This window comes from Komagataeibacter sp. FNDCF1 (assembly GCF_021295335.1).
Taxonomy (GTDB): domain Bacteria; phylum Pseudomonadota; class Alphaproteobacteria; order Acetobacterales; family Acetobacteraceae; genus Komagataeibacter.
The window spans coordinates 3,119,150-3,132,512 of the sequence record NZ_JAIWOT010000001.1; the positions used below are offsets into that span (position 1 = coordinate 3,119,150).

The following is a 13,363-nucleotide window of genomic DNA, read 5'->3' on the forward strand; positions in this document are numbered from 1 at the left end:
ACGTGACGACTCCACTGCCCAATGTGGATATGGATAATCCGCAGGATGTGTCGCGGATGCTCGTCAGTGGCTATGGGCTGAGTGGGGAAGGCTTCCACTACCGTTCCTTCGCGCGCCCGGTCATGCTGGAAGCAACGCCTGAACTGCCCAACGAATATGAAGATGATACCCATCATCATGTGGACGACAATCTTGCCGAATTTCCGTCGGCCCCGGTAGCCGAGCCGGAGCCGGTGGCGGAACCGGTACATATCCCTGTAATGCCTCCGATTCTTGCGGAAGTTGCGCCACCGCCACCGCCACCTCCCCCACCACCGCCGCCACCTCCCCCGCATACGCCTGTTGTGGCGCGCGTGGCGCCGTCTGTTGTGGAAACAACAGTGCCCGAGCCCGTGATTGAAGCGGCCGAGGCCAGGGCGGAAACGGCTGCAGCCACAGCGTCGCCGCCGGAGGTCCCGCCCCGGCAGGATACGGTACGCCCGGCCACGACAGCCGATACGGCGTCCCCTGCCGGGCATGAGCGGCGTGGACTGCAGCCTTTCGCCACGGCGCCCGCCGCAGCATCCGCTACCGTGCCGCCGCAGGCCGCGGCGCCTGGTGTTGCGTCCGGGGCGGGCGTGCCGTCCGTGCAGGCTGACGACTGGGCACCCGTGCCCAAGGCCCAGCAACGCCGTGGCCAGCGCCCCACGGGGCCGGGTTTCTTCTTTGCCAAGGGGAATGAGCGGATCATGAGCGCCCGACTGTTCCAGCCGGCACCTGTGGCCCGTCCTGCTTCCAAACCTGTTTCCAAGGTGACCACGATGACCAAGTTCGACAAGAGTGCCAAGAATAACCTGACCGGGCGCCAGTCCGCGCCGTCCGATAATTCACCGACCTTGACGGAAGTGTTCATGACGCTGGGTGGTCGTGCCACGGACAGGCTGGTGCCAAAGCCCAGCCTGCGTGATGCGCTGCTGCGCAAGCGTGAGGAAAGCGAGGGAGCCTGATCTTATCCGGGGATCAGGCCCTGTGGTCGGCCTGTCTGTCATGGATAGGGGACACAGGGGCAACCCGATGATCCGCAGGCTATGCGGGCCAAAAGGCGACATGACGGACCGGACAAGTCTGAAGGTTTTCTTTTGAGTGTAACTATCTGTTTTATCAGTATTTATTATCGGACGAATTATTGATGTCAGAGGTTCAGTCGTCAGCGCCTGCAGAAAGTTGGTTTGGTCGCGTTTCCAACAGGATACTGTCACTTCGGGGTGCCAGTTACGTCGTTGGGGCATTGGGCATATTTGCCCTGATTGCCGCGACTATGGGCACGCTATCGATACATGAACAGCTGATTGTGGCCATAACATGTGTCGTGGTCTTTTTTATCGTTGGCCGTCGCAAGAGCCGCCGTACGCAGCTCTTCCTGGAAGTACTGTCGGCCCTTGTTTCCCTGCGTTACCTGACGTGGCGCCTGACTGAAACACTGGATTTCGACACCTGGCTCCAGGGGCTGCTGGGCGTCACGCTGCTGCTGGCGGAACTGTATGCGCTGTATATGCTGTTCCTCAGCTATTTCCAGACCATCTCCCCTTTGCATCGTCCGCCGCTGCCCCTGTCTCCCAACCCGGATGACTGGCCGACTGTCGACATCTTCATCCCGACATATGACGAAAGCCTGAGCATCGTGCGCCTGACGGTGCTGGGTGCCCTGGGTATCGACTGGCCACCCGAAAAGGTGAATGTCTATATCCTTGATGATGGCGAGCGTGAGGAATTCGCCCGTTTTGCCGAGGAATGCGGCGCCCGTTACATTGCCCGTCCCGATAATGCGCATGCCAAGGCCGGCAACCTCAACTACGCCATCAAGCACACGACTGGCGATCACATCCTGATCCTGGATTGCGATCACATCCCGACACGCGCCTTCCTGCAGATTGCGATGGGATGGATGGTCGAGGATCCGAAGATCGCGCTGATGCAGACGCCGCATCACTTCTATTCTCCCGATCCCTTCCAGCGTAACCTGGCCGTCGGATATCGTACGCCGCCTGAAGGCAACCTGTTCTACGGGGTCATTCAGGATGGCAGCGACTTCTGGGATGCAACGTTCTTCTGTGGTTCCTGCGCCATCCTGCGCCGCAAGGCAATCGAGGAGATCGGTGGCTTCGCGACCGAGACCGTGACGGAAGACGCCCATACCGCCCTGCGCATGCAGCGCAGGGGCTGGTCGACGGCCTACCTGCGTATCCCGCTGGCCAGCGGCCTGGCGACGGAACGCCTTGTCACGCATATCGGCCAGCGCATGCGCTGGGCACGTGGCATGATCCAGATCTTCCGTATTGATAACCCCATGCTGGGGGGCGGTCTGAAACTGGGGCAGCGGCTTTGCTACCTTTCGGCAATGACATCGTTCTTCTTCGCCATTCCCCGTGTCATCTTCCTTGCCTTTCCACTGGCATTCCTTTTCTTCAGCCAGAACATCATTGCCGCGTCACCGCTGGCGGTGCTGGCCTACGCCATTCCGCACATGTTCCACTCCATCGCGACTGCGGCAAAGGTGAACAAGGGCTGGCGCTATTCCTTCTGGAGTGAAGTGTACGAAACCGTTATGGCGCTGTTCCTGGTGCGTGTGACCATCGTGACGATGCTCTTCCCCTCCAAGGGCAAGTTCAACGTGACGGAAAAGGGCGGTGTTCTGGAACGTGAGGAATTCGACCTTGGCGCAACATATCCGAACATCATCTTCGCGGTGATCATGGCGATTGGCCTGCTGCGTGGCATATATGCCCTGGGCTTCGAGCATCTGGACATCATTGCGGAACGTGCGTACGCGCTCAACTGCATCTGGTCGGTGATCAGTCTCCTCATCCTTCTGGCGGCAATCTCGGTGGGACGTGAAACCAAGCAGGTCCGGCATAGTCACCGTGTGAATGCCCGCATTCCCGTAACCGTGTATGATTACGACGGAAATATTAGCCATGGCATCACGCAGGACGTGTCCATGGGTGGGGTCGCCATTCACATGCCCTGGCGCAATGTGACGCCCGACCAGCCGGTGCAGACCGTCGTTCACGCCGTGCTGGACGGGGAGGTGGTCAATCTTCCCGCCACCATGAGCCGCAGCGCGAACGGCAAGTCCGTCTTTACATGGAACATCAATTCGCTCCCGACCGAAGCCGCTGTTGTCCGGTTCGTGTTTGGGCGCGCCGATGCCTGGCTGCAATGGAATGATTACGAGGATGACCGGCCGCTGCGCAGCCTGTGGAGCCTGATCCTCAGCATCAAGGCGCTGTTCCGCAGGAAGGGTCAGATGGTTGCCCAAAGTCGTCCGCAAAATAAACCCATTGCACTGCCGGTTGAGCGCAGGGAGCCAACAAGCAGTCAGGGTGGTCAGAAACAGGAAGGAAAGATCAGTCGTGCGGCCTCGTGATATGAAAATGGTGTCCCTGATCGCGCTGCTGGTCTTTGCAACGGGAGCGCAGGCCGCGCCAGTTGCATCCAAAGCGCCTGCCAACCAGCCTGCAGGCAGTGACCTGCCGCCCCTGCCTGCCGCAGCACCCGCAGCCGCAGCATCCACGCCTGCCCAGCCGCAGTCCGCAACCGCCGCCGCAACCAGCCCCGACCCGGCCGCAGCCAGCGCGGCCGATGCCGTGGTTGACAGTGCCGAAAGCGCAACCGGCATCGGTTCCGATGTGGCCACGGTGCACACCTATTCCCTGCGGGAACTGGGCGCACAGAACGCGCTGACCATGCGTGGTGCCGCACCGCTGCAGGGATTGCAGTTCGGTATTCCGGGCGACCAGCTGGTTACCTCGGCGCGGCTTGTCGTGTCGGGTGCGATGTCACCCAACCTGCAGCCAGAAAACAGCGCGGTTACGATCACGCTGAACGAACAGTATATCGGCACGCTGCGTCCCGATCCCTCGCACCCTTCCTTTGGTCCGCTGTCGTTTGACATCAATCCGATCTTCTTTGTCAGCGGCAACCGCCTGAATTTCAATTTCGCGTCCGGTTCAAAGGGATGTGCCGATCCGACCAACGGATTGCAGTGGGCCAGCGTGTCCGAACATTCCGAACTGCAGATCACGACCATCCCGCTTCCTCCCCGTCGTCAGCTGTCGCGTCTGCCCCAGCCGTTCTTCGACAAGAACGTAAGGCAGAAAACGGTTATTCCGTTCGTGCTCGCACAGACATTTGATCCCGAGGTCCTGAAGGCGTCGGGCATCCTGGCGTCCTGGTTCGGCCAGCAGACCGATTTCCGCGGGGTGAACTTCCCCGTGTTTTCCACCATCCCGCAGACTGGCAACGCCGTTGTGATCGGTGTGGCGGATGAACTGCCTTCCGCACTTGGCCGCCCCTCCATAAGCGGGCCGACCCTGATGGAAGTGGCCAACCCGTCCGACCCCAATGGCACCATCCTGCTGGTAACGGGTCGTGACCGTGATGAAGTCATTACCGCCAGCAAGGGCGTGAGCTTCGGGGCCAGTACGCTGCCGGTGGCGGCACGCATGGATGTGGCGCCGATCGATGTCGCACCCCGCGTGGCCAATGACGCGCCTTCCTTCATCCCCACCAACCGCCCTGTCCGGCTGGGTGAACTGGTGCCGGTCAGCGCCCTGCAGGGTGAGGGGTATACGCCCGGCGTGCTGTCCGTGCCGTTCCGTGTCTCGCCGGACCTGTATACGTGGCGCGACCGGCCGTACAAGCTGAACGTACGCTTCCGCGCGCCGGACGGGCCGATACTGGACGTGGCGCGTTCGCATCTCGATGTGGGTATCAACAATACCTACCTGCAGTCCTATTCCCTGCGCGAGAAAAGCACCATCGTCGACCAGCTGATGCAGCGCCTCACCGGTGGCGGCCAGAACGCAACCGTGGAAAAGCATACGCTGACCATTCCGCCCTGGATGGTGTTTGGCCAGGATCAGCTGCAGTTCTATTTCGATGCCGCGCCGCTGGCCCAGCCCGGATGCCGGCCCGGGCCCAGCCTGATCCACCTGTCGGTTGATCCTGATTCATCGATCGACCTGTCCAACGCCTATCACATCACGCGCATGCCCAACCTGGCCTACATGGCCAGCGCGGGGTATCCGTTCACCACCTATGCCGATCTTTCACGCTCCGCCGTGGTGTTGCCCGACCATCCGAATGGCACGGTTGTCAGCGCGTATCTCGACATGATGGGCTTCATGGGGGCGACGACGTGGTACCCGGTATCGGGGCTGGATATCGTTTCGGCCGATCATGTGAACGATGTGGCCGACAGGAACCTGATCGTCCTGTCTACGCTCTCCAATAGCGGGGATGTTTCATCGCTGCTGTCGAACTCGTCGTACCAGATTGCGGACGGACGTCTCCATATGGGGCTGCGCTCGACCCTCAGCGGCGTGTGGAACATCTTCCAGGATCCGATGTCGGCGATCACCGGCACCCGCCCGACCGAGGTCGATACCACCCTGAGCGGTGGCGTTGGCGCCATGGTGGAAGCGGAATCCCCGCTGGCATCCGGGCGGACCGTTCTCGCCCTGCTGTCAGGTGATGGGCAGGGGCTGGACAATCTGGTCCAGATCCTCGGGCAGCGTAAGAACCAGGCAAAGATCCAGGGCGATCTTGTTATCGCGCATGGGGATGACCTGACCTCATACCGCAGTTCTCCCCTTTATACCGTTGGCACGCTGCCCATGTGGCTCATGCCGGACTGGTATATGCATAACCATCCTGTCCGCGTGATCGTGGTGGGACTGGTCGGATGCCTGCTGATTGTGGCCGTGCTGGTCCGTGCCCTGCTGCGGCACGCACTGTTCCGCCGGCGGCAGCTGCAGGAAGAAAGGCAGAAATCGTGAACATGAACAGACGATACGTCTTTTCCCTTTCTGCCGGCCTGCTTGCCAGCAGTTGCATGACCGTGCTGGTGGCCGTGCCCGTTGCCCGTGCGCAGCAGGCCTCCACCGCCATGACCGGAACCCAGGCTTCGGGCGGTGCGGCGGCGCCACGGCAGATCCTGTTGCAGCAGGCCCGTTTCTGGCTTCAGCAGCAGCAGTATGACAATGCCCGTCAGGCGTTGCAGAACGCCCAGCGCGTGGCGCCGGACGCCCCTGACGTGCTTGAGGTGCAGGGTGAATACCAGACGGCGATCGGCAACCGGGAAGCAGCGGCCGATACGCTGCGGCATCTCCAGCAGGTGGCGCCGGGCAGCACTGCGGCAAACGGCCTGAGCGACCTGCTGCACGAACGCTCCATTTCGACGTCCGACCTGTCACAGGTGCGTTCCCTTGCCGCATCGGGGCATAACGCGCAGGCGGTGCAGGGATACCAGAAGCTGTTCAACGGCGGTAAGCCACCCCATTCGCTGGCGGTGGAATACTACCAGACCATGGCTGGCGTTCCGGCGGAATGGGACCAGGCCCGGGCCGGGCTGGCCGGTATCGTGGCGGCCAATCCGCAGGATTACCATGCCCAGCTGGCCTTCGCCCAGGCGCTGACCTACAACACGGCCACCCGCATGGAAGGTCTGGCGCGGCTGAAGGACCTGCAGGGCTTCCGCAGCCAGGCCCCGGTCGAGGCCGCGGCCGCCACCCAGTCCTACCGGCAGACGCTGGGCTGGCTGCCTGTTACGCCCACTACCCAGCCGCTCATGCAGCAGTGGCTTGATGCGCATCCCAACGATACCGAACTGCACGAGCATATGGTCCATCCGCCCGGCGGTCCGCCGGACAAGGCCGGTCTCGCGCGTCAGGCGGGTTACCAGCAGCTCAATTCCGGTCATCTTGCCGCGGCCGAGCAGTCCTTCCAGTCCGCGTTGCAGATCAATTCCCATGATGCCGATTCGCTTGGCGGCATGGGGCTGGTCAGCATGCGTCAGGGCGACGCCGCCGAAGCGCGTCGGTATTTTCAGGAAGCCATGGCGGCTGACCCCAAGACGGCGGACCGCTGGCGTCCCGCGCTGTCCGGCATGGAAATCAGCGGTGACTACGCCGCTGTCCGGCAGCTTATCGCCGCCCATCAGTATGCCGAAGCCAAGCAGCGCCTGAGCAGTCTTGCACGCCAGCCGGGCCAGTTTACCGGGGCCACCCTCATGCTGGCGGACCTGCAGCGGACAACGGGCCAGATCGGTGCGGCCGAGCAGGAATACCAGTCCGTTCTGGCGCGTGAACCGAACAGCCAGCTTGCACTGATGGGGCTGGCACGGGTCGAGATGTCGCAGGGCAAGACGGCGGAAGCCCGTGAACTCCTGTCCCGCGTCGGGCCGCAATACGCAACCCAGGTGGGGGAGATCGAGGTGACCGGCCTTATGGCCGCCGCATCCCAGACATCTGATTCGGCGCGCAAGGTTTCCATCCTGCGGGAGGCGATGACCCAGGCGCCGCGCGACCCGTGGGTGCGCATCAATCTGGCCAATGCCCTGCAGCAGCAGGGAGACATGGCCGAAGCCGGTCGCGTCATGCAGCCCATCCTGTCCAATCCCGTGACCGCGCAGGACCGGCAGGCCGGTATCCTGTATACCTATGGCAGCGGCAACGACGCGATGACACGCCGCCTGCTGTCCGGTCTTTCGCCCGATGACTATTCCCCCGCGATCCATGCCATCGCGACGGAAATGGAAATCAAGCAGGATCTGGCCAGCCGGCTGTCCATGGTAGCCAACCCTGTTCCGCTGATCCGTGAAGCCCTTTCTCCACCTGACCCGACGGGCGCGCGTGGCGTGGCGGTGGCGGACCTGTTCCGCCAGCGGGGCGACATGATCCATGCCCGCATGGCACTGCGCATCGCCTCCACCCGCACGCTCGACCTTTCGGCTGACCAGCGGCTGGCCTATGCCACGGAATACATGAAGATCAGCAACCCGGTTGCCGCAGCCCGCCTGCTTGCCCCGCTGGGGGACGGTAGCGGCACGGGGGCCGGCAATGCCCTGCTGCCCGAACAGGCCCAGACCCTGCAGCAGCTGCGCATGGGTATTGCCGTCGCTCAGTCCGACCTGCTGAACCAGCGTGGGGATCAGGCGCAGGCATATGACCATCTTGCCCCGGCCCTGCAGGCCGATCCGGAAGCGACATCGCCCAAGCTGGCGCTGGCGCGGCTGTATAACGGGCAGGGCAAATCCGGCAAGGCGCTGGAGATCGACCTGGCCGTGCTGCGGCACAATCCGCAGGATCTCGATGCGCGGCAGGCTGCGGTGCAGGCTGCCGTCAACAGCGATCGCAAGAACCTTGCGACCCGGCTTGCCATGGACGGTGTGCAGGAAAGCCCGATGGATGCCCGCGCCTGGCTGGCAATGGCCGTGGCCGATCAGGCTGATGGTCATGGCCACCGGACCATCAGTGACCTGCGCCGGGCCTATGACCTGCGTCTGCAGCAGGTTGAAGGCACGCGGGCCAGCGCCAGCGGGAACGGTGCGCAGGAGGAATCGCTTGAGCCGCCTTCAAGCAACCCGTTCCGCCATCATGGCTACGGGCGGCAGACGGAACTGGGCGCCCCGGTTACGGGTAGCGCCTACAGTACGGAAGCGACATCGCCTGAAGCATCCGACCAGATGCTGTCTTCCATTGCCGGACAGATCACCACGCTGCGTGAAAACCTTGCGCCATCCATTGACGGCGGTCTCGGTTTCCGGTCGCGTTCGGGTGAGCACGGCATGGGCCGCCTGACGGAAGCGAACATTCCCATCGTCGGGCGCCTGCCCCTGCAGGCGGGTGAATCCAGCCTGACCTTCTCGATCACGCCAACCATGATCTGGTCGGGTCAGCTTGATTCCGGTTCCGTCTATGACGTGCCGCGCTTTGGCACCGATATGGCCACGCAGGCATACAACCAGTATGTCAACTACATGAACCGCAACAACTCCCACAGCGGCCTGCAGACCGAACGTATCCAGGGTGGCCAGGCCGAAGCCGGTTTTGCCCCTGATGTGCAGTTTGGCAACAGCTGGGTGCGGGCCGATCTGGGTGCGTCACCGATCGGCTTCCCCATCACCAACGTGCTGGGTGGTGTCGAGTTCTCGCCCCGCGTCGGTCCGGTCACGTTCCGTGTCAGTGCGGAGCGCCGCTCGATCACCAACAGCGTGCTTTCCTATGGCGGCATGCGTGACCCCAACTACAATACGTCCCTTGGCCGCTATGCCCGCCAGCTTTATGGCAAGGAGCTGAGTTCGCAGTGGAGCCAGGAATGGGGCGGTGTCGTGACCAACCATTTCCATGGCCAGGTTGAGGCGACGCTGGGCAACACCATCGTGTACGGTGGCGGTGGCTATGCAATCCAGACCGGCAAGCACGTGCAGCGCAATGATGAGCGTGAGGCGGGTCTCGGCGTCAATACGCTGGTCTGGCACAATGCGAACATGCTGGTACGCATCGGTGTCAGCCTGACTTACTTCGGTTATGCGAATAATCAGGATTTCTATACATATGGCCAGGGTGGCTACTTCTCGCCACAGTCCTATTACGCGGCGACCGTGCCCATCCGCTACGCGGGGCAGCACAAGCGGCTTGACTGGGACGTGACGGGCAGCGTGGGCTACCAGGTGTTCCATGAACACTCCTCGCCGTTCTTCCCCACCTCGTCACTCATGCAGTCGGGGGCTGCGGCCGTTGCCGCCGACTATGTGACCAATGCAACATCGTCGGATTATCTCTCCCAGGAGACGGTAAACAGCGCCTATTATCCCGGGGATAGTATTGCTAGTCTTACTGGCGGATTTAATGCTAGGGTGGGCTATCGATTTACACACAATCTTCGTCTTGATCTGTCGGGGCGCTGGCAGAAGGCCGGTAACTGGACTGAAAGCGGCGCCATGATTTCCGCACACTATCTTATTATGGACCAGTAATGACAACTTTCAACGCAAAACCGGACTTCTCACTGTTCCTGCAGGCCCTGTCCTGGGAGATTGACGATCAGGCCGGGATCGAGGTGAGGAATGATCTGCTGCGCGAGGTCGGCCACGGCATGGCCGGCCGGCTGCAGCCGCCCCTGTGCAACACCATCCATCAGTTGCAGATTGAACTGAATTCCCTGCTGGCCATGATCAACTGGGGCTACGTGAAGCTTGAGCTCCTGCCCGAGGACCAGGCCATGCGGATCATCCATGAGGATCTGCCCCAGGTCGGCAGCGCGGGTGAGCCGTCGGGCACATGGCTGGCCCCCGTGCTGGAAGGGCTGTACGGTCGCTGGATCACGTCGCAGCCAGGTGCGTTCGGTGATTATGTCGTCACCCGTGATGTGGATGCCGAAGACCTGAACTCCGTCCCCAGCCAGACAATCATCCTGTACATGCGTACCCGCAGCAACAGCAACTGATCCGACAGGCCCGTCCCGGTCTGGCGCGCAGGGCCCTGCCCGTAGGCATGTACATGCCGTACCGGCAGGGTTTTTTGCATTCCGGCCCCCATTTCACGCGGGGCCCACGCCAGATCATGTGGGGCCGGGGTGAAGCATCCGATACTCCTGTCATGGCGTCCCGCCGCATGCCGTGACGTGATTTTATGCAACCGTCAAGGAAGAGTCAGCCGCATGAAACTGTCCCGCAAGATATTCCTGCTTTCCGCAGTGGCATGGGGTGTGGCGGTCTGTGCGCCCGCCCATGCGCGACATGCGGCGGCAGCTGACCCCGCCGATGAACGGGCGCGGCAGGTTCTCGCGCATATGAGCCTGCAGGACAAGATGTCCCTGCTGTTCAGCGTGGACGGCGGTGGTTTCAACGGTAGTGTCGCACCCCCGGGGGGACTGGGCTCGGCGGCCTATCTGCGTGCGCCCGCCGGGTCGGGCCTGCCGGACCTGCAGATATCGGATGCGGGGGTCGGCGTGCGCAATCCTGCGCATATCCGCCCCGGTGGCGCGGCGGTTTCCCTGCCATCCGGCCAGGCGACGGCCAGTACGTGGGACATGGACATGGCCCGCCAGGCGGGCGAGATGATCGGGCGCGAGGCATGGCGCAGCGGGTTCAACGTCCTGCTGGGCGGCGGGGCGGACCTGACGCGCGACCCGCGTGGTGGCCGCAATTTTGAATATGCGGGTGAGGACCCGCTCCAGACCGGGCGCATGGTGGGCAGCACCATCGCGGGCGTGCAGTCGCAGCATGTCATTTCCACGCTCAAGCATTACGCGATGAACGACCTTGAAACATCGCGCATGACCATGAGCGCCGATATCGACCCCGCGGCGATGCGCGAGAGCGACCTGCTGGGTTTCGAGATCGCGATTGAAACCGGGCATCCCGGTTCGGTCATGTGTTCGTACAACCGCGTGAACGACCTGTATGCGTGTGAAAATCCCTACCTGCTGAACACCACGCTGAAGCAGGACTGGCATTACCCCGGCTTTGTCATGTCCGACTGGGGGGCCACTCATTCCTCCGCCCGTTCGGCGCTGGCGGGGCTGGACCAGGAATCAGCGGGTGACCATACCGATGCGCGTCCCTATTTCACGGCCATGCTGGCGGCGGATGTCAAGGCCGGACGCGTGCCTGTCGCCCGTATCGATGACATGGCGCAGCGCATCGTGCGTTCCCTGTTCGCCACGGGCCTGGTGGATCACGCGCCCCGGCGCGGACCGCTGGATGTCGTGACCGATACGCTGGTGGCCCAGCATGATGAGGAGGAAGGCGCGGTCCTGCTGCGTAACGAAGGCAACATCCTCCCGCTTTCCCCCACCGCGCGCATCGCGGTCATTGGCGGGCATGCCGATGTGGGCGTGATCTCGGGTGGCGGGTCCAGCCAGGTCGACCCCATCGGGGGCGAAGCGGTGAAGGGACCGGGCAAGAAGGAATGGCCGGGCGATCCGGTCTATTTCCCGTCATCCCCGCTCAGGGCCATGCGGGCCGAGGCCCCGGATGCCCGCATCACCTATGAATCCGGCAGGAACATCGCCGCTGCCGTACGGGCCGCACGGGCGGCCGACGTGGCGGTTGTATACGCAACGCAGTTCACCTTTGAGGGGATGGACGCGCCGAGCATGCATCTTGATGATAACGCCGATGCCCTGATCACCGCCGTGGCGGCCGCCAACCCGCGCACGGTGGTGGTGATGGAAACCGGTGACCCGGTGCTGATGCCATGGAACAGCAACGTTGCGGGCGTGCTGGAGGCATGGTTCCCCGGTTCCGGCGGTGGTCCCGCCATTGCGCGCCTGCTGTTTGGCAAGGTCGCCCCCTCCGGTCACCTGACCATGACCTTTCCACAGGCCGAAAGCCAGCTTGCCCGCCCCGATATCGCGGGTGTTACGGCGGATAACGTGTTCGAGATGCAGTTCCACACCGATCAGGAACTGGTTTATGACGAAGGCAGTGATGTCGGGTACCGCTGGTTCGACCGCCATCACCTCAAGCCGCTCTATCCGTTCGGCCATGGCCTGACCTACACCACCTTCAGCACCGACGGGCTGGCTGTGCACAGGCATCATGACGCGGTGACGGCCACCTTTACCGTGCATAATACCGGCAACCGCCCCGGGGTGGACGTGCCGCAGGTCTATGTGGGCCTGCCCGACGGGGGCGCACGCAGGCTGGCGGGCTGGCAGCGGGTGAGCCTTGCACCGGGAGAGAGCCGCCAGGTATCGGTCCAGCTTGATCCGCGCCTGCTGGCACATTTTGATGGCCCGAAGGACCGCTGGAGCATCCCTTCGGGCACGTTCCGGGTATGGCTTGGCGCCTCCGCCACCGATGATCGCCAGCAGGTGAGCCTGCACCTGTCCGGCCGTCACTTCGCACCCTGATGGGTCAGGGGGCGGGAGGCCGCTGGCGCTGCGGGCTTGCGGTCGCGGGCGTGCTGGTGGCGTCAGGCACGGCCCGGGCCGGGACCCTGCCGGATACACCACTGAACCGCGCGCGCATGCAGATTGCGGTGCAGGAACTGGAAATCACGCTCCTGACCCATCCCAGCGCCACCCTCGCGCTGGAGGACTGGTGTGCTGCCCACCACATGGCGGCCAGCCCTGTCGTGACCGCGCACAAGATGATGCCCGTGGGGCCGGATGCCGTGCCGGCCACCGTGCGTACCGATCTGGGCGTGGGTGCGACGCAGCCGGTACGGCACCGGCAGGTGCAGCTTGTGTGCGGGACGCATGTACTCTCGGTTGCCGATAACTGGTACGTGCCGGACCGGCTGGATGCCGGGATGAACACAACACTGGAGCGGACCGACACGTCGTTCGGCCATGTCGTCGCGCCACTGCATTTTTCGCGCACCCGGCTGGAGTTCACCCGCCTGTGGTCGCCCTGGCCCGGTCCGGCCACGCAAGCCCGGTCCGTCGGCATGCTGGATGTGCCTGCGGTGATCATTCGCCAGCGCGCGGTACTGCGCGATGCGCAGGGCCAGCCCTTCAGCGAGGTGGTGGAAACCTATACGGACCAGACACTCGACACCTTTTCCCCGCGCTAAAGCAGACCCCGTTTGAA

General features: G+C 63.1%; 7 protein-coding genes. All 7 read left to right on the plus strand.

Annotated elements, in window-relative coordinates; all coding sequences use genetic code 11:
- Positions 1–2 precede the first annotated feature (2 nt).
- A complete protein-coding gene (locus LDL32_RS14710; RefSeq protein WP_233068127.1) occupies positions 3–986 on the plus strand; it encodes an endoglucanase in 984 nt (327 codons plus the stop codon).
- 182 nt (positions 987–1,168) lie between these two features.
- Complete coding sequence (gene bcsA / locus LDL32_RS14715) at positions 1,169–3,406, plus strand: UDP-forming cellulose synthase catalytic subunit (protein ID WP_233068128.1); 2,238 nt, start codon at positions 1,169–1,171, stop codon at positions 3,404–3,406.
- A gap of 1 nt (position 3,407) precedes the next feature.
- Positions 3,408–5,819 (plus strand): cellulose biosynthesis cyclic di-GMP-binding regulatory protein BcsB, encoded by a 2,412-nt coding sequence (locus tag LDL32_RS14720; RefSeq protein WP_233068129.1) that lies wholly within the window; start codon positions 3,408–3,410, stop codon positions 5,817–5,819.
- A gap of 2 nt (positions 5,820–5,821) precedes the next feature.
- Positions 5,822–9,799: a cellulose synthase subunit BcsC-related outer membrane protein gene (locus LDL32_RS14725; protein ID WP_233068130.1), complete on the plus strand. Its 3,978-nt coding sequence runs from the start codon at positions 5,822–5,824 to the stop codon at positions 9,797–9,799.
- A complete protein-coding gene (gene bcsD, locus LDL32_RS14730; RefSeq protein ID WP_233068131.1) occupies positions 9,799–10,269 on the plus strand; it encodes a cellulose biosynthesis protein BcsD in 471 nt (156 codons plus the stop codon). Before LDL32_RS14725 ends, bcsD begins: the two co-directional genes overlap by 1 nt.
- A gap of 213 nt (positions 10,270–10,482) precedes the next feature.
- Positions 10,483–12,681, plus strand: coding sequence for a glycoside hydrolase family 3 protein (locus LDL32_RS14735; protein ID WP_233068132.1), 2,199 nt, complete (start codon positions 10,483–10,485; stop codon positions 12,679–12,681).
- A complete protein-coding gene (locus tag LDL32_RS14740; protein WP_233068133.1) occupies positions 12,681–13,346 on the plus strand; it encodes a hypothetical protein in 666 nt (221 codons plus the stop codon). The genes LDL32_RS14735 and LDL32_RS14740 overlap by 1 nt, the downstream gene beginning before the upstream one ends.
- The last annotated feature ends 17 nt before the right edge of the window (positions 13,347–13,363 follow it).